Source organism: Streptomyces sp. NPDC043896 (assembly GCF_056435605.1).
The window spans coordinates 297,403-318,446 of the sequence record NZ_JBWKEE010000006.1 but is presented as its reverse complement, the minus strand read 5'-3'; the positions used below and the strand labels follow the sequence as shown (position 1 = coordinate 318,446).

Sequence of the window (21,044 nt, the reverse complement as noted above, 5' to 3'; positions counted from 1 at the left end):
CCCCCTAAGGGCTTCGGCGGTGCTGTGCGGCGCGGGCCGTGAACTCCGCGTCGCGCAGCACCCGCTGGGCGTTGCCCCAGGTCAGCAGGGCGACGTCGTCCTCCGACCAGCCCCGTTCCAGCAGTTCCGCGATCAGCTTCGGGTAGCCCGAGGGATCCGTCAGCCCGGCCGGCCGGGGGCCTCCTCGCTCGGCGCCGAAGGCGGCTCCGAGTCCGACGCCCTCCGGGCCCGCGATGGCCCGTACGTGCTCCAGGTGGTCGGCCACCGCGTGCAGGGAGTCGCCCGTCCGCGCGGGGTCGAAGGTGACCATCGCCAGTCCGTTCGCCGCCCGCAGCGCGAGCAGCACCTCGTCCGTGACGTTGCCCGGATGGGAGGTGAGGGCGGCGGCCCCCGTGTTCGAGATGATCACCGGTGCCTTGGACGCCGCCGCGAGCTGGCAGGCCGCGGCCGGCGGGCAGCCCGTCAGGTCCAGCAGCATCGCCAGCCGGTTCACCTCCTTGACCACCTCGTGGCCGAAGGCGGTCAGGCCCTCCTCGGCCCAGGGGGCGCCGGCCGGTGCGATGATCCGCACGCCCAGGGCGTGGAAGGCGCGCAGCGCGCCGAGGGAGTCGGTGAGCGTGCTGCCGGGCACGGGGCCCAGGAACGAGGCGATCCGGCCCCGGTTGCGGGCGTCGGCCATGTCGTCGGCGCTCAGGGCGAGGCACAGGCTGTCGGAGTAGCGGCGCATCAGGGACCGCGCCACGTCGATCTGTTCGAGGGTGTCGGACACCACCTGGTCGGCGGCCGCGCCCTCGCGCGGCCGGCCCGGGGGTACGAGCAGCGTCCAGAACTGTGCGCCCACTCCGCCGGCGCGCAGCCGGGGGATGTCGGTGTCGACACCGGTGTCCGGGGTGTCGATGTCGTGGTACGGGCTCTGGCGCAGGGTCCAGACGAGGGTGTTGCACCCGTCCGCGACGGGGTGGACGGCGAGCAGCGCGGCCGCGCGGTCCAGGGCGCCGCCCGCGAAGGCGGGGGCGGTGACGGGGACGTCTTCGGCTCCGACGCCCACGGAGTGGGGTTCATCCTGCAGGTCGGCCATGGCGTTGGCTCCGGTCTCGGCGGCAGCAGGGAGAGAAGATGCTGCCACGGTGACACGGGGGGCGCCGGGGCCGCCCGGCGGATGTGGCGTTCGGGTGGTGCCCCGGTCCGCGGACGGGCTCCGGCGGGGTCGCGGGTCCGGTCCGGACCGGGGGCGCGGGCCGGCAGCGCCGCCGCGCGCATTCCGGGGCGCGGGCCGGCACCCCCGGGGCGGGGTCCGGGCCGGAGCCCGGGCCCCGCGCGGCGGGGGTCAGAGGCAGGCGTTGGACGGACCCCGGGTCGCCGACAGCTCCCGGGCCGCCGACTCCGCGTCGCGCAGCACCCGTACCGCGTTGGACCAGGTGAGCTTCGCCAGGTCGGCCCGGGACCAGCCGCGCCCGATCAGCTCCGCGATCAGGTTCGGGTAGCCGGCCACGTCGTCCAGCCCCGCCGGGGTGAAGGCCGTGCCGTCGAAGTCCCCGCCGATACCGATGTGGTCGACTCCGGCGGCCTCGCGCATGTGGTCGAGGTGGTCGGCGACGGTGGCGGCGGTGGCCACCGGGCGGGGGCGCGCCTCTTCGAACGCCCGGTGCAGGGCCATCGCCTCGGGGGTGGTGTCGAGGTGGTGGAAGCCGTGGGCGCGCAGGTTCTCGTCCGCCGCGAGGGTCCACTCGACGGCGGCGGGGAGGATGAACTTCGGCACGAAGGTGGCCATCGCCACCCCGCCGTTGCCGGCGAGCCGCTCCAGCACGTCGTCGGGGACGTTGCGGGGGTGGTCGCAGACGGCGCGCGCCGAGGAGTGCGAGAAGATCACCGGCGCCCGTGTCACGTCGAGGGCGTCGCGCATCGTCGACGCGGCGACGTGCGAGAGGTCGACGAGCATGCCGATGCGGTTCATCTCCCGCACGACCTCGCGGCCGAAGTCGGTGAGGCCGCCGTGCCGGGGTTCGTCGGTGGCCGAGTCCGCCCAGTCGATGGTGTCGTTGTGGGTGAGCGTCATGTAGCGCACGCCCAGCCGGTGCAGGGCGCGCAGGGTGGCGAGCGAGTTGTTGATGGAGTGGCCGCCCTCGGCACCCATCAGGGAGGCGATGCGGCCGTCGGCGCGGGCCGCCTCCATGTCGTCCGCCGTCAGCGCGCGCACCAGCGAGCCGGGATAACGGGTGATCAGCTGGTCGACGGCGTCGATCTGTTCCAGGGTGGCGCTGACCGCCTCGTCGCCGCTGTAGTCGGAGCGCACGTACACCGACCAGAACTGGGCGCCGACCCCGCCGGCGCGCAGCCGGGGGAGGTCGGTGTGCAGGTGGCCCGACTGGTCGCCGCCGATGTCGCGGCGGTCGAGGTCGTAGCGGACCTGCTGGCGCAGCGCCCAGGGCAGGTCGTTGTGTCCGTCGACGACCGGGTACTCGGCGAGCAGCTCCCTGGCCTGCGCCAGCAGGTCCGCCGCGCTCACTTGCCGAACCCGAAGGATTCCGCGCCCGCGACCTTGGCGCGCAGCCGCTTGCCCTTCTCGGTGGCCTGGTCGTTGAGCTCCTGCTGGAAGTCGCGCATCCGGCCGAGCAGCTCCGGGTCGTGCGCGGCCAGCATGCGTACGGCCAGCAGGCCGGCGTTGCGCGCTCCGGCGACGGAGACGGTGGCGACGGGAACCCCGGCGGGCATCTGGACGATCGACAGCAGGGAGTCCATGCCGTCGAGGTACTTCAGCGGTACCGGGACGCCGATGACGGGCAGCGGCGTGACGGAGGCGAGCATCCCGGGCAGGTGGGCGGCTCCGCCCGCGCCCGCGATGATCGCCTTCAGGCCCCGGTCGGCGGCCTGCTCACCGTACGAGACCATCTCGCGCGGCATGCGGTGGGCGGAGACGACGTCGACCTCGTAGGGGATCTCGAACTCGTCCAGCGCCTGGGCGGCGGCCTCCATGACCGGCCAGTCGGAGTCCGAGCCCATGACGATGCCTACGACGGGGGCCTGGGAACTCGCGGTGCTCATCTGAATCTCCTTGCAGGGAAACCCCGGCCGGAAAGCCGGAGAGGAAATGCGTGCCCGGACCAGGGTCCAGCGGCAACCGCACGCCGCTGGACAATGCCCTGATCCAAGGTTGTGTTCGGTTCTTGACCGGTCATGGCGTCCGGTGGATGAGGGGTTGCTTCTCCGGTGAAGCGCGCGTTCAAGTACCTCTTCCATCCGACCGGTGCGCAAGCAGCTGAGCTGGAACTGTCCTGTCCGGCGGAGGAGCCAGCCCGGAACACGAGCGCAGGGACCGCGAGCGGCTGGCCCGGGCCCAGCGAGATCTGGCCGGGAAGGAGAAGGGCGGCGACAACCGGGCCAAGGCCCGGCTCAAGGCGGCGAGGATCCGTGCTCGGATCGCCGACCGCCGCCGTGATCCAGCGGTCGGCCTTATGGCCGCCGGGCCGGCGGCAGCAGTCTGTGGAGACAGCGCAAGACCTCAACGGAACACCCCTGAGAGGCAGCAGTCAGTGAAGCGGAAAGCCCGACCCGCGAGGGTGGGGAGTCCCCCTCCATCAGGAGGGGGACCAGGTCACTCGGTGATCGTTCCCCTGAGGTAGCCGGCTGCGTGACGTGCGCGCTCCAGCACATCGTCCAGGTCGTCGCCGTAGGTGTTGACGTGGCCGACCTTGCGGCCGTGTTTCACGTCCTTGCCGTACATGTGGATCTTCACCTGCGGGTCGTGGGCCATGCAGTGCAGGTACGCCGCGTACATGTCGGGGTAGTCCCCGCCGAGCACGTTCGCCATGACCGTCCAGCGGGCCCGGGGGCGCGGGTCGCCCAGGGGGAGGTCCAGGACCGCGCGGACGTGGTTGGCGAACTGGGAGGTGACCGCACCGTCCTGGGTCCAGTGGCCGCTGTTGTGCGGGCGCATGGCCAGTTCGTTGACGAGGATGCGGCCGTCGGTGGTCTCGAACAGCTCCACGGCCAGGTGGCCGGTCACGTCGAGCTCACGCGCGATGCGCAGGGCCAGGGCCTGGGCTTCGCCGGCGAGGGCCTCGGACAGGTTGGGGGCGGGGGCGATCACCGTGTCGCAGACCCCGTCCACCTGGATGGACTCGACGACGGGGTAGGCCACCGCCTGGCCGTGCGGGGAGCGGACGATGTTGGCCGCGAGTTCGCGGACGTAGTCCACCTTCTCCTCGGCGAGGACCGGGACGCCCGCCTTGAAGGGGGCCTCCGCGTCCTCGGGGGTGCGGACGAACCACACGCCCTTGCCGTCGTACCCGCCGCGCACCGTCTTGAGGATGACGGGGAAGCCCCCGACCTCCTCCGCGAAGGCCGCCGCGTCCGCCGGATCGCTCACGATCCGGTGGCGGGGGCTGGGCGCGCCGATCTCGTCGAGCCTGGCGCGCATCACCCCCTTGTCCTGGGCGTGCACCAACGCGTCGGGCCCCGGGCGGACGGGGATGCCGTCCGCTTCCAGGGCCCGGAGGTGCTCGGTGGGTACGTGCTCGTGATCGAAGGTGATCACGTCGCAGCCGCGCGCGAAGGCGCGCAACGTCTCCAGGTCGCGATAGTCGCCGATGACGACGTCGCTCACGACCTGGGCCGCCGAGTCCTGTGGGGTGTCACTGAGGATCTTGAATCTGATGCCGAGGGGGATACCCGCCTCGTGGGTCATGCGGGCGAGCTGACCGCCGCCGACCATGCCGACTACCGGGAACGTCACGCCTCCAGGGTATCCGCCGGTATTCCGCCATTCGGACGTGACCCTGGCGCGGACCCTCCGGCGGGTCCCGGAGGGCCTGTGTGCCGTGCGTCGCACGGGGTGCCGGGGCGCGGACGACCGCCGCGGGGGACACTTAGCATGGTGGAGTTGACGAGATCGGGTGACGCGCCGCCGCGGGGCGACGACGACGGACAGGGACTGAAGCATCAGATGAGCAGCACGCCGAACGCCGTACCGCTGTCCGAGCGCTTGCGTGGGCTGGCCCGGGAAGTCGTGAAGTTCGGGGCGGTCGGGGGCGCGGGCGTCCTGGTGAACTTCGGCGTGTTCAACCTGCTGCGGAGCACGACCGACCTGCAGACCGTGCGGGCGAACGTCATAGCCATCGTGGTCGCGATCATCACGAACTACGTGGGGTTCCGTTACTTCACCTACCGTGACCGCGACCTGGGCAGCCGGCGGCGCGAGATGGTCCTCTTCGTCGTGTTCAGCCTGATCGGCATGGTCATCGAGAGCGGCGTGCTCTACGTGGCCACGTACGGCTTCGGCTTCGACAGCTCGCTGGCGAACAACGTGTTCAAGTTCTTCGGCATGGGCGTGGCGACCGTGTTCCGGTTCTGGTCGTACCGGACGTGGGTCTTCAAGGCCCTGCCCACGCCGGCCGCGCATTCGCTGGTCGTCGAGCAGCGCGACGGGCACGACGTGCCCGTCACCCCCCGTACCCCGGAGCCCGCGGGCAACCAGGGCTGATCCCCTGGCCCCCTTCCCCCTCCGGCCCTCAGGCCCCTACCTGACCGTCCGCTCCGGCTCCGTGCGCTCGGGGGCGGTGCGGCTGAGGAAGAGCGCGAACACCGGCGGCTGACCCTGGAGGAGCTCCAGGCGGCCGCCGTCCGCTTCCGCGAGGTCCCGGGCGACGGCGAGGCCGATGCCGGTGGAGTTGCGGCCGCTGATGGCCCGCTCGAAGATCCGGTTGCCGAGGTCGGGCGGGACGCCGGGGCCCTCGTCCGTGACCTCGATGACGGCCTGGTTGCCGGTGACGCGGGTGCGCAGGGCGACCGTGCCGCCGCCGTGCATCAGCGCGTTCTCCACGAGCGTCGCCAGTACCTGGGAGACCGCGCCCGGGGTGCCCACGGCCCGCATGCCGGTCTTCCCGGAGCGCACCACGGCCCGTCCGGCGCTGCGGTAGGCCGGCCGCCACTCCTCCACCTGCTGTTTGACGACCTCGTCCAGGTCGAAGGGGACCGCCGAGCCGGTCCGGGGGTCGCGTGAGTTCGTCAGCAGCCGCTGGACCACGTCCGTGAGCCGTTCCACCTGGGTGAGGGCGATGGTGGCCTCCTCCCGCACGGTCGCCAGGTCCTCGGTGACCGTGATCTCCTCCAGCCGCATCGACAGGGCGGTCAGCGGGGTGCGCAGCTGGTGGGAGGCGTCGGCGGCCAGGCGCCGCTCGGCGGTCAGCATGCGGGCGATCCGCTCCGCGCTGGAGTCCAGTACGTCGGCGACCCGGTCCAGCTCGGGGACCCCGTAGCGCTTGTGCCGGGGGCGCGGGTCGCCGGAGCCCAGCCGCTCGGCGGTCTCGGCGAGGTCGGTGAGCGGGGAGGCGAGCCGGTTGGCCTGGCGTACGGCGAGCAGTACGGCCGCCACGACGGCCAGCAGCGCCACGGCGCCGACCACGGCCAGGGTCCGCCCGACCTCCCGGGTGACGGTGGCGCGGGGCTCCTCGACGACCACGAGGACGCCCTGCTCGCCGCGCGCGGTGCCCCGGATGACACTGTCGTCGATCCGGTCGCCGACCTCGACGACGGGGCGGCCGGGGATGGTGATGCGGGCGTACGTGCCGTGGTCGAGCTGCTCGGCGATGGCGCCCGCATCGACCGGCTCGCGCTCCAGGGCGTCCGCCTCGACGATGCCGAGCAGCCGCAGGGCCTCGGATCCGATGCGGTCCTGGGCGCTGCTGGTGATGGTCCGGGTCTCCACGATGACGAGGGAGACCCCGAACACGGCGATCACGACGAGCACCACGGCGAGCGTGGAGTTGATGAGGCGGCGGCGCATGCCTAGAGGATGCCCGATGCCCCGGACGGCGGAGGGTCAGCTCTTCTCGAAGCGGAAGCCGACGCCCCGGACGGTGGCGATGTAGCGGGGGTTCGCGGCGTCGTCGCCCAGCTTCTTGCGCAGCCAGGAGATGTGCATGTCGAGGGTCTTGGTGGAGGACCACCAGGTGGTGTCCCAGACCTCGCGCATCAGCTGGTCGCGGGTGACGACGCGGCCGGCGTCGCGGACCAGGACGCGCAGCAGGTCGAACTCCTTCGCGGTGAGCTGGAGCTCCTCCTCCCCCATCCAGGCGCGGTGCGACTCGACGTCGATGCGCACGCCGTGGGTGGCGGGGGGCTGGGCGGACTCGGCGGAGCCGCGCCGCAGCAGGGCCCGTACGCGGGCCAGGAGCTCGGCGAGGCGGAAGGGCTTGGTGACGTAGTCGTCGGCTCCGGCGTCCAGGCCGACGACCGTGTCGACCTCGTCGGCGCGGGCGGTGAGCACCAGGATCGGGAAGCCGTGGCCCTCGGCGCGCAGGCGCCGGGCCACCTCCAGGCCGTCCATGCCGGGCAGGCCCAGGTCCAGGACGACGAGGTCGACGCCGCCCTGCAGTCCGGCGTCCAGGGCGGTGGGACCGTCCTCCCGGACCTCGACCTCGTAACCCTCCCGGCGCAGGGCGCGGGCGAGGGGTTCCGAGATGGATGCGTCGTCCTCGGCGAGCAGTACACGCGTCATGTGGGTGATGGTAGTCCGCGGCGGCTAGGTGCAGGCGCTTGCCCGCACACCCCTCTCGAACTGGGGTTATGAACTACTACCCGCCTTCGAACCTGACGTATCGGTTCCCCGGAAACCTGTGATCCATCTCTCAAGCCCTTCCATATGCATCGGTGCCCTGTCGTATGGTGGCGGAACGCCCGATGCACTACCGAGGGGACATCTGCGCTCAAATCCGAGCCAAGAACCTCAAATTCTGCTCTGGTCGGTTGGTTCCGGCCCAGATGACAGTGAATGACCTAGGGGCCGGGCCCGGCGCGCGAGGAGGCGCGCGGGGCGTGGATCCCGGTTACGGCTGCCCCGTCACCCCGCCATCGCGGGACACGAGACCCCAGGGCGTGGGGTGGGACATCCGTCGCCGGTGCCGGCCACCCCCCACCGGGCGCTGAACAGCTCACGAAGCCAAGCGTCCCGAGCAAGCAAGGATCGACCATGGCTTCCAGCCTGACGAAGGACTCGGCGACTCCGGCGCCGGAAAAGACCTTCCTCGGCCACCCCGTTGGCCTGGCCACGCTGTTCATGACCGAGATGTGGGAGCGCTTCTCCTACTACGGCATGCGTGCGCTTCTCGTTCTGTACTTGGTCTCCGGCGGCGTCGACGCCGCGACGGGCAGCCAGGGCGGGGGCCTCGGCTTCACCGCGGCGACGGCCACGGCGATCTACTCCGTGTACGTGGCGCTGGTCTACCTCATGGCCCTGCCCGGCGGCTGGTTCGGCGACCGCGTCTGGGGCGCCCGCAAGACCGTCGCCATCGCCGGCGGCGTGATCATGGCGGGCCACGTGGCGCTCGCGCTGCCCGGCCAGATCTCGTTCTTCGTCGGTCTGCTGCTGGTCGCGATCGGCTCGGGTCTGCTGAAGGCCAATATCTCCACGATGGTCGGCCACCTGTACAAGGGCCTGGACGACCCGCGCCGTGACAGCGGCTTCACGATCTTCTACATCGGCATCAACGTGGGTGCCTTCGCGGCTCCGCTCGTGATCGGCACCATCGGCGAGACCGTCAACTGGCACGTGGGCTTCCTGCTCGCCGCCATCGGCATGGGCATCGGCCTGGTGGTCTACCTGCTCGCCGGCCGCACGCTGAGCCCGAAGAGCAGCCTGGTCCCGAACCCGCTGACGCCGGCCGAGCGCAAGGCCGTGACCGTCAAGGCCCTCGCGGTCCTGGCCGTCGTCGCCGTGTTCTACACCGCCGTGACCATGGCCGACATGTTCACGATCAAGTGGGCGCTGTACCCGATCACCATCGCCGGTCTGGTCATCCCGGTCGCCGTCCTCGTCCGCATCAAGCGCGACAAGGACCTGACCCCGGGCGAGCAGGGCCGGATGAGCGCCTACATCTGGTTCTTCGTGGCCGCCGCCGTCTTCTGGATGATCTACGACCAGGGCGGTTCGACCCTCTCGCTGTTCGGTGACAAGAACTCCGAGCGCAGCCTCTTCGGCTGGGAAGTCCCGACCGTCATCTTCCAGTCGCTGAACCCGCTCTTCGTGGTGGCCCTGGCCCCGGTCTTCGCCGCCGTGTGGGTGGCGCTGGCCCGCCGCAACCGCGAGCCCAGCACCATCGTGAAGTTCTCGGTGGCCCTGGTCATCGTCGGCGCCTCGTTCTTCGTGTTCGCCATCCCGCTGAACCAGACCTCGGGCAACGACACCAAGGTCACCATGTGGTGGCTGGTGCTGATCTTCCTGATGCACACCATCGCGGAGCTGTGCCTGTCCCCGGTCGGCCTGTCGGTCACCACCAAGATGGCGCCGCAGAAGTACTCGTCCCAGATGATGGGCGTGTGGTTCCTCGCCGTCACCGCCGGTGACTGCATCACCGGTCTGCTCGGCCTGGCCGAGGTCAAGATGAACGGCGTGGGCGTGATCCTCTTCCAGGCGGCCGCCGCCGTGCTCGCCGGTCTCGCGATCTACATGTACCGCAAGAAGGTCGACGCCCTCACGGGTGACACGAACTGAGTCGACCCGCGCGAGCGGTGAACGGCCCGGCACACCGGAAGGTGTGCCGGGCCGTTCCGCTGTCCGGGAGGACCCGTCAGCGGGTGCCGCGCAGGCGGCGCCAGGGGGTGAAGGTGAAGACCGCGCCGCCGAGCAGGATCACGGTGCCGGCGACCAGGGCCAGGGCCTTGACGCCGCCCTCGTCGTCGGCGCCGGTCTCGGCGAGGCCGCCCGAGGTGCCGGAGCTGCTGCCCGAGGCCGCGGAGCCCGAGGCGCTGGAGCCGGAGCCGCCCGGCTGGGCGGTGGTGTCCAGCTCCAGGGAGACGCCGCTGCTGGCCGCCTTGCAGGGCACGTTGATCGGGGTGGAGCCCGGGGCCATCGTGACGTCGATGGTCAGCTGGTCGGGGCTGAGCGTCACCTTGCCCGACTTCCCCGGCTTGTAGGTGCCCGTCATGTCGCTGAGGCTGACCGGGGCCTTGTCCGGGATGGGCTCCGCGTTCGCCGGGCCGGTGACCTTGACCGTGCCGCTGTCGGCGCCGCCCAGCTTGATGTCCATCGAGGGCTTGAGGGCCCCGGCGGGCAGGGCCATGGGGGCGGCCATGGCTCCCTTGGCGGTTTTGACGGTGAGGTCGTAGCCGCCGCCCGCGTTCTTCTTGGCGTTGACGGTGACGGGGGTCTTGATGCCGCCGGGGACGACCGCGCCGCAGTCGTACGCCACCTCGACGGCCTTGCCCGGGAAGTCGGTCTGGCCGCCGCTGCCGCCGCTGCCTCCCGAGGAGCCGCCCGAGGCGGTGGACGAGCTGCCCGTGGTGGTGGAGCCGCCGGAGGTGGTGGCGCCCCCGGAGGCCGTACCGCCCGTCGCCGTGCCGCCGGAGGTGGTGCCGCCGCTGGTGGTACCGCCGCTGCCGCCGTCCGAGACGTCGATGACCGCGCCCCCCTTCACCTCGCCCACCGGGGAGCACTTGGTGACGAAGGTGCCGAAGGAGAAGGTCACCGCGACCTCGTACTTGCCCGGGGTGACGGTGATCTTGCCGGCCTTGGTCAGCTTCAGCTTGCCCTTCATGACCGACATGACCATGGGCGCCTTCTTGGGTATCTCCGGGTTCTTCTTCTCCCCGACGACCTTCACCTCCCCGCCGCCGGCCGTGAGCCAGCCGGTGGGCTGGACGGAGTCCTTCGGGATCACCATCAGGTCGGTGTTGTTCGAGGCCGGCTTCACCGTCTCCCACGACACGTCGACCTCGTCGCCGACCTTGGCCGTGGCCGGGGCGGTGATCTTGGCGGTGGTCTCTCCCTCCACCGGATCGCCCCCGCCGGCCGGCGGTACGCACTTGACCTTGAACGTGGCTTCGGCGGCCTGGGCGGGGGATGCCGCCACGGCGATACCCGCGCCGCCGAGCAGCAGCGCGACCACGGCCGCGCTCGCCCTCCGTTGGGTCTTCACGATGGTCCCTTCGTCGTCGGACTGTGATCGGACGGTGCGGACGTCTGAGGGGGCCGGGCCTCGCGCGGCACCGGCCCGGGCCCCGGCCCCGGCCCCGTGGGCTGCCCGGGGGTGAACCACGGCAGGACCGCCGTGGGCGCGCCGGTGTCCCGTACGGCGGGGACCTTCGGCAGGCGGGCGGTCACCGCCGGGTCCCCCGCGGCGGCCGGGTCCGGGGCCGGCCGGCTGCCGCGGTGGCGGCCGGAGGCCCCGGCGCGCGGGCGGACCCGGTCGACGACGGCCATGCCCGCGCGGAAGAGCGCCGTCGGGATCACCACCAGCAGCAGGCCCCAGAACAGCAGCACCCCGTACGGGCGGTCCACGCCCCAGGGCTGGGTGGCGAGCAGGGTCTCCCCATACTTGAGGGAAACGGTGTAGTCGCCGTGGGCGCCGGCCGGCAGGGCCACGTCCAGCGCGACCTCCGCCTTGCCGCCGGGCGGGATCGTCCCCTTCCAGCGGGCCTCCTCCCAGACCGGGGCGAAGACCCCGTGCGCGGTGCCGAGCTGGAAGACGGGGTCCTTGACCGGGGCCGAGCCGAGGTTGCCGACGGTGGCGGTGAACTTCCGGCCGGGCGGGGCGCCGAACCAGGTCAGCACCCCGTCCTCGCCCTTGAGGCGGACGCCGGTGAGCAGCGCCAGCCGGGCGGTGCCCGATTCGGCGGGCAGCTCGGCCACCGGATGGCCGGTGATCTTCAGCGGTACGGCCACGGTCGACTGGTCGCCGTTGACGGACGTCACGTTGACCACGCAGGGGCAGGGCTTGGGCGGCTCCGCCACGGGCAGCCGGGCGGTGAAGCGCCCGTCGTCGCCGACGGAGACGGCCGTACCGTCGGCGTTGGCGCAGCTGTTGGTGCCGCCGATCATGTTCTGGCCGCAGACCAGCAGCATGACGAGGGTCTTCGGCCGCCAGCCGGTGCCGGTGACCGTGAGCTCGGTGCCCTTGGCCGCCTCCTGGAGGGAGAGCGCCGCGGCGGGCTTCCCCTCGGCGGCGGAGGCGGGGGCGGCCGTCGCGAACAGGGCCAGCAGGCCCAGCAGCGGCAGCAGCGCGAGGGCGAGTGCCGCCGGGGCCGCGCCGGGGGTGGGTACGGCCCGGGGGCCGGCCGTGCGACTGCGGCTCACCTGGTTGCTCCCGTCAGCTCGTGCGCGTCCTCGTGGCGGGGTGCCGGGGCCCGGTCCGGCGGGGGCGCGGGGGTGCCGTGCGGCCGCTCGCGCCGGGTGCGGCGGGCGCGGCGGGCCCGTACGAGGAGCAGCGCGGCCAGGGCGGTCCCGCCGAGGGCGAGCGCGGCGCCGGCGGCCAGGGGGGCGGTGCCGCCGGGTGCCAGCCAGGCGGTGGCGGTGGCGGTGGCCGGGGCCGCGCCGGGGGCGGTGGCGGTGAGGGTGACGGCGACCCGGTCGAGGGCGGGCGCGCCGGGCCAGGGTTCGCTCAGCCGGGCCCGCCGGCCGGGCAGCAGCTCGACCGGCAGGGCGCGGGCGGGGCGGGCGGGGAGCTCGCGGAGGGTGCCGTCGGCGCGGAGGGCGAGCTCGGGGGTGAGGGCCACGTTGCCCCGGTTGACCAGGGTGTAGTCGACGACGGCGGCCGCGCCGTGGCCGCGTACGGAGACGTCCTCGACGGTGAGCGCGGCCAGGGCCGGACCGGCGACCCGCAGGTGGACCCGTACGCCGGCCTCGCGCCCGCCCCCGGTGGCGACGACGGCGGCGGGGTGGTCGCCGGGCGGGGCGGCGGGCGGCACGGTGACGGTGAAGGGGACCACCGCGCGGGTGCGGGGCGGGAGTCTGACCGTGGTGGCGGCGCCGAAGCTGATCCAGGAGCCCGCGCCGGAGGTGCCGGAGGCCCCGGGGGCGGCGGGGCGCACGGCGAGGGCGCCGTCCGGGGCGTTGTGGGCGTCGGCCCCGCGCAGGGTGACGGTGTGCTCCCGGTCGCCGGGGTTGTCGAGGGTGAGGCGGTCCTCCAGGACGGTGCCGGCGGGGCCGGCGAGGTAGAAGTACGGGCGCGCGGGGCCGGGGCGGGCGGTGGCCGGCCCGGCGGTCCAGCCGGGTTCGTCGGCGGCCGCGGCCGGGGCGCCGTACAGGGCGGCGGCGTACAGGGCGGCGGCGAGGAGTGCGGTGCCGGGCCGCCTGGGGCCGCGTCGGGGGGTGGGGAGCACGGGCCGCCTGGGGCCGCGGTGTCGGGGGGTGGGGAGCACGGGCGGCGGCTCCGTTCAGGCCCGGGTCCGCTGGGGCCGCCGGCCGCGCCGGGTCAGCCAGAGCACCCCGGCCGCGCCGGAGAGCAGCACGGTGGCGCCGAGGGTGCCGAGGGCCAGGGCGGAGTCGGCGGGGCCGGTCTGCGGGAGGGTGTCGCCGCCGCCCCCGCCGTCGCCGCCGCCGGTCTGGGGGGCTCCGCCGCCGGCGGCCGTGACCTCCAGCTCCAGGGACGGCTTGGGGCTGTTGCCCGGGGTGCAGGTGGTGGTGGTCCCCATGGCCTTGATGGTGAGGACGCCCGCCGTGAAGGTGACCTTGCCGCTCTTCTTCGGGGTGTAGGTGCCCGAGAGGTCGGTGATCTTGATGGGGGTGTTGGCGGGGGCGGCCTCGGGGTTGGGCGGGCCGGAGACCGGTACGGAGACCTTCTCGGCGCCGTCGGTCATGATCACGGCGCTGGGGTTCATCGCGCCCTTGCCGAGCTCGATGGGGCTGGAGGAGACGCCCTTCTGGAAGGACATCGTCAGCTTGTAGCCGTCGCCCTCCTTGACGGCCTTGATGTCGATGGGCGAGACCGCCGACTTGTCCCCGATGGGGGTCTGGCAGTTGTACTGGACGTCGACCACGTCGGCGTGGGCCGCGGGGGCGGCGAACAGGACCGCGGAGCCGGCGAACGCGAGCGCGAGCGCCGGCGCGAGTGCGGTGGAGCGTTTCCGGTCGGACACCTTCGTCTTCCCCTCGGGCCACAAGTTACTGACGACACATCAGATGGGTGGCACAAGGTACGCCCGGGACCTTACGGAGGGAAGACAAAGGGCAGACGGTGCTTCGGGCGGTTTCCCGGGCCCGGCCCGGGAGCCGCTCAGGCGGCGCGGACCCCCCGCTGCCAGACGGCGGAGACCAGCGGGACGCCCGGCCGGTAGGCGAGGTGGACGTGGCTCGGGGCGTCGAGCAGGGCCAGGTCCGCGCGGGCCCCGGGCGCCAGGCGGCCGATGTCCCCGCGGCGCAGCGCGCGGGCCCCGCCGGCGGTCGCGGCCCACAGGGCCTCGTCGGGGGTCATGCCCATGTCCCGGACGGCGAGGGCGATGCAGAACGGCATGGAACTCGTGTACGAGGAGCCGGGGTTGCAGTCGGTGGACAGGGCGACGGTGGCGCCCGCGTCGAGCAGCCGGCGGGCGTCGGGCCACTGGGCGCGGGTGGAGAACTCGGCGCCGGGCAGCAGCGTCGCGACGGTGGTGCCGGCGGCCTGGGCGAGGGCGTCCACGTCGGCGTCGGTGAGGTGGGTGCAGTGGTCGGCGGAGGCCGCCTCCAGCTCCACGGCGAGCTGGACGCCGGGCCCGTACGAGAGCTGGTTGGCGTGGACGCGCGGGATCAGCCCGGCGGCCGCTCCGGCGGTGAGGATGGCGCGGGCCTGGTCGCCGTCGAAGGCGCCCTTCTCGCAGAAGACGTCCACCCAGCGCGCGTACGGGGCACAGGCCTCCAGCATCTCGCCGGTGACGAGGTCCACGTAGCCGGCCGGGTCGTCGGCGTAGTCGGGGGAGACGATGTGCGCGCCGAGGTAGGTGACCTCCTCGGTGTGCGCGGAGGCGATGCGCAGCGCGCGGGCCTCGTCGGCGACGGTGAGGCCGTAGCCGGATTTGGTCTCGAAGGTGGTGGTGCCCTGGCGGCGGGCCTCGTCGAGGTGGCGCAGCAGGTTGGCCTCCAGCTGCGCGTCGGTGGCGGCGCGGGTGGCGGCGACGGTGGTGCGGATGCCGCCGGCGGAGTAGCTGCGGCCGGACATCCGGGCGTTGAACTCGGCGGTGCGGTCGCCGGCGAAGACGAGGTGGCTGTGGGAGTCGACGAAGCCGGGGATGACGGCGCGGCCCTTCGCGTCGAAGGAGGCGTCGGCGGCGGGGGCCGTGGCGGCTTCGCCGGCCCAGGCGATGGTGTCGCCGTCGATGACGACGGCCGCGTTCTCGATCAGCCCGAGGGGGGTGCCGTCGCCGAGGGCGGGGTCGTTGGTGACGAGGCTGCCGATGTTGGTGATCAGGGTGGTGGACACGGGGTTCCTCTCGGAGGGTTCTGTCCCCCGCCCCGCCCCTGCTCCGTTGCCCGGGGCTGCGCCCGGGGCCCCGCGCCGCGAACGCCGGCGGGGCTGGATCTCGTGGCGGGGTGGGGGACTCCAGGCGTCAGCCTCGGACGGCGGCGATCGAGTCGGCCAGGGCCGCGGCCACGTCCCCGACCAGGGTGTGGTGGCCGTCGCGGACCACGTGGCGGCCGCCGACCACCGTGTGGCGGACGTCGGCCGCCGAGGCGGCGAAGACGGCCGTCTCGGCGCCGAACCGGGGCAGCGGGCCGGCGGTGCGGACGGAGTCCAGGGCGACGGTGGTGAAGTCGGCCAGGGCCCCCGCCTCCAGGCGGCCCGCGTCCGGCAGGCCGAGCGCGGCGTGCCCGTCGGCGGTGGCGGCGGTCAGCAGGGCGTTCGCCGTCCAGTGGCCCCGGGTGCGGCTGCGCAGCCGCTCGTTGAGCTCCATCGCCCGCGCCTCCTCCAGGAGGTCGATCACGGCGTGGCTGTCGCTGCCGAGCGACAGCGGGCTGCCCGCCCGCTGGAGCGGGCCGGCCGGGCCGATGCCGTCGGCGAGGTCGCGTTCGGTGGTGGGGCACATGCAGGTGCCGGTGGCGGTCCCGCCGAGCAGGGCGATGTCCGCGTCCGTCAGGTGCGTGTTGTGCACGCCGGTGGTGCGCGGGCCGAGGACGCCGTGGTCGGCGAGCAGCTGCGTGGGCGTCCGGCCGTGGGCGGCCTGGCAGGCGTCGTTCTCGGCGGTCTGCTCGGACAGGTGGACGTGCAGGGGCGCCTGGCGCTCCCGCGCCCACTCGGCGACCGTGGCGAGCTGGCCGGCCGGGACCGCGCGCACGGAGTGGATCGCCGCGCCGACCAGCGCGTGGTCGCGGGGCTTGAGGGCGGAGACCCGTTCGGCCCAGGCGTCGGCGGTGCCGTCGGAGAAGCGCCGCTGGTGCTCGTTGGGCGCCTCGCCGAAGCCGGAGGAGAGGTACGCGGTGTCGAGGAGGGTGATGCGGATGCCCGCCGCGGCGGCGGCCTCGATCAGGGCCTCCCCCATGGCGTTCGGGTCGGCGTACGGGGTGCCGCCGGGCGCGTGGTGGACGTAGTGGAACTCGCCGACGTTGGTGATGCCGGCCAGGGCCATCTCCGCGTACACCGCGCGGGCCAGGTCGAAGTAGCTCTCGGGGGTGAGGTGCTGGGCGACCTTGTACATGACGTCGCGCCAGGTCCAGAAGGTCCCGCTGCCCACCTGGACGACCGAGCGCAGGGCCCGGTGGAAGGCGTGGGAGTGGGCGTTCGCCAGGCCCGGTACCGTCAGCCCGCGCAGTACCTCCGCGCCGGGGGGCGGGGTGTCCGTGCCGGTGCGCAGGGCGGCGATCCGCCCGTCGGCCGACACGTCCAGGGCCACGCCCGGCTCGACGGCGCCGCCGAGCCAGGCGTGCTCGAGCCAGTACGTCTTCAGCGGCATGCCAGGCCTTCCAGTACGTCGGCGAGGGCGAGGACTCCGGCCACGCAGTCGTCCTCGGCCGCGAACTCCCTCGGGGAGTGGGAGACGCCGGTCGGGTTGCGTACGAACAGCATGGCGGTCGGGACGGCGGCGGAGAGGATTCCGGCGTCGTGTCCCGCGCCCGTGCCGAGGACCGGGACGGCCCCGCCGAGGATGCGGTCGATCTCGTCGCGCAGGGCGTGCTCGAACTCGACGACCGGGGTGAAGGACTCCCGTACGACGTTCAGGTCGATGCCGTCGCGGTCGGCGTGCTCGCGGGCGGCCTTCTCGACGGCCGTGACGACCGTGTCGAGGGTGGCCTGGTCGGCGGCGCGGGAGTCGAGCCAGCCCCGGACGAGCGAGGGGATGGCGTTGACGCCGTTCGGCTCGACCGCGATCTTGCCGAAGGTGGCGACGGCGCCGGCGAGGGCCGCCTCCTGCCGGGCGGCGAGGACGGTGTGCGCGTACGTGAGCATCGGGTCGCGGCGGTCCACCAGGCGGGTGGTGCCCGCGTGGTTGGCCTCGCCGCGGAAGTCGAACCGCCAGCGGCCGTGCGGCCAGATCGCGGAGGCGATGCCGACGCGGTCGCCGGACAGGTCGAGGGCGCGGCCCTGTTCGACGTGGAGTTCGACGAAGGCGCCGACGCGCGCGAGGCGTTCCGGGTCGGCGCCGATGGCCTGCGGGTCGTAGCCGGCGGCCTCCATGGCCTGCGGGAGGCTGACGCCGTCGGCGTCGCGCAGCGCGTACGCCTGTTCCTTGGTCAGCTGCCCGGCGGCGAGCCGGGAGCCGACGCAGGCCAGCCCGAAGCGGGCGCCCTCCTCGTCGCCGAAGTTGGTGATGGCGAGGGGGCGGGTGAGGGCGGCGCCCCGGGCGCGGAGCTCGTCGAGGGCGGCGAAGGAGGACACCACGCCGAGGGGGCCGTCGAAGGCCCCGCCGTCGGGGACGGAGTCCAGGTGGGAGCCGGTGACCACGGCGTCGCCCGCGAGGGGGTCGCCGAGCCAGGCCCACTGGTTGCCGTTGCGGTCCACCTCGTACGTGAGCCCCCGGGCCTCGGCCTGGCCGCGGAACCAGGCCCGGCAGTCGGCGTCGGCTCCGGTCCAGGCGTGGCGCCGGTAGCCGCCGGTGCCGGCGTGGCGGCCGATGGGGGCGAGGTCGGCCCACATCTCGTGGAACGAGGACCCCTGGGGGGACCGGGAGGGCCGGGCGGGCCCCTGGGCGGGCCCCGCCCCCGGCCGTGCGGCCGGGGACGGGTCGTGCGGTGAGCTCACGCGGAGTCACCCTCGCGCATCGGGACGCGGACGCCGCGCTCGTCGGCGACGGTCTCGGCGATGTCGTAGCCGGCGTCGACGTGGCGGATGACGCCCATGCCCGGGTCGTTGGTGAGGACGCGGCGGATCTTCTCGCCGGCCAGCGGGGTGCCGTCGGCGACGGTGACCTGGCCGGCGTGGATGGAGCGGCCCATGCCGACGCCGCCGCCGTGGTGGATGGAGACCCAGGAGGCGCCGGAGGCCACGTTCACCATGGCGTTGAGCAGCGGCCAGTCGGCGATGGCGTCGGAGCCGTCGAGCATCGCCTCGGTCTCGCGGTACGGGGAGGCGACGGAGCCGCAGTCGAGGTGGTCGCGGCCGATGGCCAGCGGGGCGGCCAGCTCGCCGCTCGCGACCATGTCGTTGAAGCGCTCGCCGGCCCGGTCGCGCTCGCCGTAGCCGAGCCAGCAGATGCGGGCGGGCAGGCCCTGGAAGTGGACGCGCTCGCCGGCCATCTTGAGCCAGCGGTGCAGGGACTCGTTCTCCGGGAAGAGCTCCAGCATCGCCTTGTCGGTCTTGGCGATGTCCGAGGCCTCGCCGGACAGGGCGGCCCAGCGGAAGGGGCCCTTGCCCTCGCAGAACAGCGGGCGGATGTAGGCGGGGACGAAGCCGGGGAAGGCGAAGGCGCGGTCGTAGCCGGCCAGCTGGGCCTCGCCGCGGATGGAGTTGCCGTAGTCGAAGACCTCGGCGCCGGCGTCCATGAAGCCGACCATGGCCTCGACGTGCCTGGCCATGGACTCGCGGGCGCGGGTGGTGAAGCCGGCCGGGTCCTTGGCGGCGGCGTCGGCCATGTCCTCGAAGGCGACGCCGACCGGCAGGTAGGACAGCGGGTCGTGGGCGCTGGTCTGGTCGGTGACGATGTCGATCGGGGCGCCCTCGGCCAGCATCTGCGGGAGCAGCTCGGCGGCGTTGCCGAGGAGGCCGATGGAGAGCGGGCGGCGGGCGTCGCGGGCCTCGGTGGCCAGCCGGAGGGCGTGGGCCAAGTCGTCGGCCTTCACGTCCAGGTAGCGGTGCTCGATGCGGCGCTCGATGGCGCGCGGGTCGACGTCGATGCAGATGGCGACGCCGTCGTTCATCGTCACGGCCAGCGGCTGGGCGCCGCCCATGCCGCCGAGGCCGGCGGTGAGGGTGATGGTGCCGGCCAGGGTGCCGCCGAACTTCTTGGCGGCGACGGCCGCGAAGGTCTCGTACGTGCCCTGGAGGATGCCCTGGGTGCCGATGTAGATCCAGGAACCGGCCGTCATCTGGCCGTACATGGTCAGGCCGAGGTGCTCCAGGCGGCGGAACTCCTCCCAGTTGGCCCAGTCGCCGACCAGGTTGGAGTTGGCGAGCAGGACGCGCGGCGCCCACTCGTGGGTCTGCATCACGCCGACCGGGCGGCCGGACTGGACCAGCATGGTCTCGTCCTGCTTGAGGGTGCGCAGGGTGCGGACCATCGCGTCGAAGGAGCGCCAGTCGCGGGCGGCCTTGCCCGTGCCGCCGTAGACGACGAGCTTGTCGGGGTGCTCCGCGACCTCGGGGTCGAGGTTGTTCTGCAGCATCCGGAGGGCGGCCTCCTGCTGCCATCCCAGGGTGCTGAGCTCGGTGCCTCGCGCGGCCCGTACGGGGCGGGGTCCTGACATGGCTGTTGCCTCCTCCGATGTTGGTCAATCCATTCACATCCTCGCGGCATGAATAGTTCCAGTCAACAGCTGCGGGCGGGTCGGCTGGATGATGGGATGGCGGACATGGCTGCCGAGACGCACACGCCGGGCACCGCGGAGGGTGCCGCGGAGCGCCGTGACCGGGCCGTACGGGCCGCCGTGGAGCAGGGCCTGCTGGACCGCGAGCCGGTGGTCTGCCTCCTCGACGTGGCCGGTATCCGCGCCTCCGCCGCCGCCCTGACGGCCGCGTTCGGGGCCGCGGCGGCGCCCGGTACGCCCGTCCTGCACACCTTCGCGGTGAAGGCCGCCCCGCTGGTGCCCGTACTGCGGCTGCTCGCGGACTCCGGGATCGGCTGCGAGGTGGCCAGCCCCGGCGAGCTCGCCCTGGCCCGGGCCGCCGGGGTGCCGGCCGGGCGGACGGTGCTGGACTCCCCCGCCAAGACGACGGCGGAGCTGCGCGAGGCGCTGACCCTGGGCATCGCCGTCAACGCCGACAACCGGCAGGAGCTGGCCCGCCTGGACGCCCTGGTGGCGCGGGCCCCCACGCGCTCCCCGGTCGGGCTGCGGATCAACCCCCAGACGGGCGCCGGGGCCATCGGCGCCCTGTCCACGGCCACCGCCACCTCCAAGTTCGGCTTCGCGCTGCGCGATCCGGGGGCGCGCGGGGCGCTCGTACGGGCCTTCGCGGAGCGGCCGTGGCTGACCCGGCTGCACGTCCACTCGGGCTCGCAGGGGGTGCCGCTGCCGCTGATCGCCGAGGGGGTGCGGGAGCTGTACGGGCTGGCCGAGGAGATCAACGCGGCGGCCGGGGAGCGCCGGGTCGACACCCTCGACATCGGCGGCGGGCTGCCGGTGGACTTCGCGTCGGACGAGCACGCCCCGGCGTACGGGGAGTACGTGGCGGCCCTGCGCGAGGCCGTACCCGGCCTCTTCGACGGGGCGTACGGGCTGGTCACCGAGTTCGGGCGGTCCCTGCTGGCCAAGCACGGGCTGGTGCTGGCGCGTGTCGAGTACACGAAGGTGACGGGCGGCCGGCCCATCGCCCTGACCCACGCGGGCGTCCAGCTGGCCACCCGCACCGTGTACGCCCCGGAGGCGTGGCCGGTGCGGATCCTGGCCTACGACGCCAAGGGCGCCCCCAGGACCGGCGCCCCGGTGGCGCAGGACGTGGCGGGCCCGGCCTGCTTCGCGGGGGACCTGCTGGCCACCGCCCGGGAGCTGCCGCAACTCTCCCCGGGCGACGTGATCGCCGTCCCGGACACGGGCGCGTACTTCTTCACCGCCCACTACGGCTACAACAGCCTCCCCCGCCCGGCGGTCCACGGCTTCACGCGGGACGCGCACGGCACGGTCCGCTTCGCCCTGGCCCGCCCGGCCCAGTCCCCGGCGGAACTCGTCACGGAGGCGGGCGGGGAGTTCCGGGACGCACTGCTGTAGGGGCTCC

Annotated in this window: 17 protein-coding genes and 1 pseudogene; 4 read left to right on the top strand and 14 right to left on the bottom strand. The window is 73.7% G+C overall.

The features are described from left to right. Nucleotides 1–4: 4 nt before the first annotated feature. The 3 genes from AC069X_RS11595 to purE all read right to left on the bottom strand — a co-directional run bounded on the left by AC069X_RS11595 (nt 5) and on the right by purE (nt 3,042). Entirely contained in the window at nt 5–1,126 is a 1,122-nt protein-coding gene (locus tag AC069X_RS11595) for a membrane dipeptidase (RefSeq protein ID WP_478727494.1), read from the bottom strand. 201 nt (nt 1,127–1,327) lie between these two features. Continuing rightward, nucleotides 1,328–2,506: a dipeptidase gene (locus tag AC069X_RS11590; RefSeq protein ID WP_478727492.1), complete on the bottom strand. Its 1,179-nt coding sequence runs from the start codon at nt 2,504–2,506 to the stop codon at nt 1,328–1,330. Continuing rightward, nucleotides 2,503–3,042 carry a 5-(carboxyamino)imidazole ribonucleotide mutase gene (purE, locus tag AC069X_RS11585; protein WP_478727490.1) on the bottom strand — a complete coding sequence of 180 codons (540 nt, stop codon included), beginning with the start codon at nt 3,040–3,042 and terminating at the stop codon, nt 2,503–2,505. The genes AC069X_RS11590 and purE overlap by 4 nt, the downstream gene beginning before the upstream one ends. 245 nt (nt 3,043–3,287) lie before the next feature. Between purE and AC069X_RS11580 the strand changes: the two are divergent. Next, a pseudogene (locus tag AC069X_RS11580) lies at nt 3,288–3,437 on the top strand (RNA-guided endonuclease TnpB family protein); the annotation flags it as partial. A gap of 155 nt (nt 3,438–3,592) precedes the next feature. Here AC069X_RS11580 and AC069X_RS11575 read toward each other — a convergent pair. Next, nucleotides 3,593–4,732 carry a 5-(carboxyamino)imidazole ribonucleotide synthase gene (locus AC069X_RS11575; protein WP_478727489.1) on the bottom strand — a complete coding sequence of 380 codons (1,140 nt, stop codon included), beginning with the start codon at nt 4,730–4,732 and terminating at the stop codon, nt 3,593–3,595. Between the two features lie 210 nt (nt 4,733–4,942). Between AC069X_RS11575 and AC069X_RS11570 the strand changes: the two genes are divergently transcribed. Then, on the top strand, nt 4,943–5,479 hold the full coding sequence (locus AC069X_RS11570) for a GtrA family protein (protein WP_478727487.1): 537 nt from the start codon (nt 4,943–4,945) through the stop codon (nt 5,477–5,479). Nucleotides 5,480–5,515: 36 nt separating this feature from the next. Here the strand turns inward: AC069X_RS11570 and AC069X_RS11565 are convergent, their stop codons facing one another. Both AC069X_RS11565 and AC069X_RS11560 read right to left on the bottom strand, forming a co-directional pair. Then, nucleotides 5,516–6,781 (bottom strand): ATP-binding protein, encoded by a 1,266-nt coding sequence (locus AC069X_RS11565; protein WP_478727485.1) that lies wholly within the window; start codon nt 6,779–6,781, stop codon nt 5,516–5,518. 36 nt (nt 6,782–6,817) lie between these two features. Next, nucleotides 6,818–7,495 carry a response regulator transcription factor gene (locus AC069X_RS11560; RefSeq protein ID WP_478727483.1) on the bottom strand — a complete coding sequence of 226 codons (678 nt, stop codon included), beginning with the start codon at nt 7,493–7,495 and terminating at the stop codon, nt 6,818–6,820. Between the two features lie 471 nt (nt 7,496–7,966). Between AC069X_RS11560 and AC069X_RS11555 the strand changes: the two genes are divergently transcribed. Further along, complete coding sequence (locus tag AC069X_RS11555; protein WP_478727481.1) at nt 7,967–9,487, top strand: peptide MFS transporter; 1,521 nt, start codon at nt 7,967–7,969, stop codon at nt 9,485–9,487. A 76-nt stretch (nt 9,488–9,563) separates the two neighbouring features. On the opposite strand, the gene AC069X_RS11550 is transcribed toward AC069X_RS11555, so the two are convergent. From AC069X_RS11550 to hutU, 8 genes are all read right to left on the bottom strand, one after another. Then, the gene (locus AC069X_RS11550) at nt 9,564–10,910 is read right to left on the bottom strand and encodes a hypothetical protein (RefSeq protein WP_478727479.1); all 1,347 of its coding nucleotides are present in this window, start codon (nt 10,908–10,910) and stop codon (nt 9,564–9,566) included. Further along, nucleotides 10,907–12,067: a hypothetical protein gene (locus AC069X_RS11545; RefSeq protein WP_478727477.1), complete on the bottom strand. Its 1,161-nt coding sequence runs from the start codon at nt 12,065–12,067 to the stop codon at nt 10,907–10,909. The genes AC069X_RS11550 and AC069X_RS11545 overlap by 4 nt, the downstream gene beginning before the upstream one ends. Continuing rightward, nucleotides 12,064–13,092 (bottom strand): COG1470 family protein, encoded by a 1,029-nt coding sequence (locus AC069X_RS11540; protein WP_478727475.1) that lies wholly within the window; start codon nt 13,090–13,092, stop codon nt 12,064–12,066. The genes AC069X_RS11545 and AC069X_RS11540 overlap by 4 nt, the downstream gene beginning before the upstream one ends. 54 nt (nt 13,093–13,146) lie before the next feature. Next, nucleotides 13,147–13,848, bottom strand: a complete 702-nt coding sequence (locus AC069X_RS11535) for an LPXTG cell wall anchor domain-containing protein (RefSeq protein WP_478727473.1) — start codon at nt 13,846–13,848, stop codon at nt 13,147–13,149. A gap of 137 nt (nt 13,849–13,985) precedes the next feature. Beyond that, nucleotides 13,986–15,164, bottom strand: coding sequence for an imidazolonepropionase (gene hutI / locus AC069X_RS11530; RefSeq protein ID WP_478727471.1), 1,179 nt, complete (start codon nt 15,162–15,164; stop codon nt 13,986–13,988). A gap of 127 nt (nt 15,165–15,291) precedes the next feature. Then, on the bottom strand, nt 15,292–16,632 hold the full coding sequence (locus AC069X_RS11525; RefSeq protein WP_478727469.1) for a formimidoylglutamate deiminase: 1,341 nt from the start codon (nt 16,630–16,632) through the stop codon (nt 15,292–15,294). Beyond that, nucleotides 16,623–17,813: an allantoate amidohydrolase gene (locus AC069X_RS11520; protein WP_478727606.1), complete on the bottom strand. Its 1,191-nt coding sequence runs from the start codon at nt 17,811–17,813 to the stop codon at nt 16,623–16,625. The genes AC069X_RS11525 and AC069X_RS11520 overlap by 10 nt, the downstream gene beginning before the upstream one ends. A gap of 101 nt (nt 17,814–17,914) precedes the next feature. After that, nucleotides 17,915–19,579 carry a urocanate hydratase gene (hutU, locus tag AC069X_RS11515; protein WP_478727467.1) on the bottom strand — a complete coding sequence of 555 codons (1,665 nt, stop codon included), beginning with the start codon at nt 19,577–19,579 and terminating at the stop codon, nt 17,915–17,917. A gap of 105 nt (nt 19,580–19,684) precedes the next feature. Here hutU and AC069X_RS11510 point away from each other — a divergent pair, with 105 nt between their 5' ends. Then, on the top strand, nt 19,685–21,037 hold the full coding sequence (locus tag AC069X_RS11510; RefSeq protein WP_478727465.1) for a type III PLP-dependent enzyme domain-containing protein: 1,353 nt from the start codon (nt 19,685–19,687) through the stop codon (nt 21,035–21,037). Nucleotides 21,038–21,044: the final 7 nt, after the last annotated feature.

What these genes read in the sequence shown, in the direction of transcription:
- AC069X_RS11570 (WP_478727487.1), top strand. Translation starts at nt 4,943, where the DNA reads ATGAGCAGCACGCCGAACGCCGTACCGCTGTCCGAGCGCTTGCGTGGG.
- AC069X_RS11555 (WP_478727481.1), top strand. Translation starts at nt 7,967, where the DNA reads ATGGCTTCCAGCCTGACGAAGGACTCGGCGACTCCGGCGCCGGAAAAG.
- AC069X_RS11520 (WP_478727606.1), bottom strand. Translation starts at nt 17,813, where the DNA reads ATGTGGGCCGACCTCGCCCCCATCGGCCGCCACGCCGGCACCGGCGGC.
- hutU (WP_478727467.1), bottom strand. Translation starts at nt 19,579, where the DNA reads ATGTCAGGACCCCGCCCCGTACGGGCCGCGCGAGGCACCGAGCTCAGC.
- AC069X_RS11510 (WP_478727465.1), top strand. Translation starts at nt 19,685, where the DNA reads ATGGCTGCCGAGACGCACACGCCGGGCACCGCGGAGGGTGCCGCGGAG.
- AC069X_RS11565 (WP_478727485.1), bottom strand. Translation starts at nt 6,781, where the DNA reads ATGCGCCGCCGCCTCATCAACTCCACGCTCGCCGTGGTGCTCGTCGTG.
- AC069X_RS11525 (WP_478727469.1), bottom strand. Translation starts at nt 16,632, where the DNA reads ATGCCGCTGAAGACGTACTGGCTCGAGCACGCCTGGCTCGGCGGCGCC.
- purE (WP_478727490.1), bottom strand. Translation starts at nt 3,042, where the DNA reads ATGAGCACCGCGAGTTCCCAGGCCCCCGTCGTAGGCATCGTCATGGGC.
- AC069X_RS11560 (WP_478727483.1), bottom strand. Translation starts at nt 7,495, where the DNA reads ATGACGCGTGTACTGCTCGCCGAGGACGACGCATCCATCTCGGAACCC.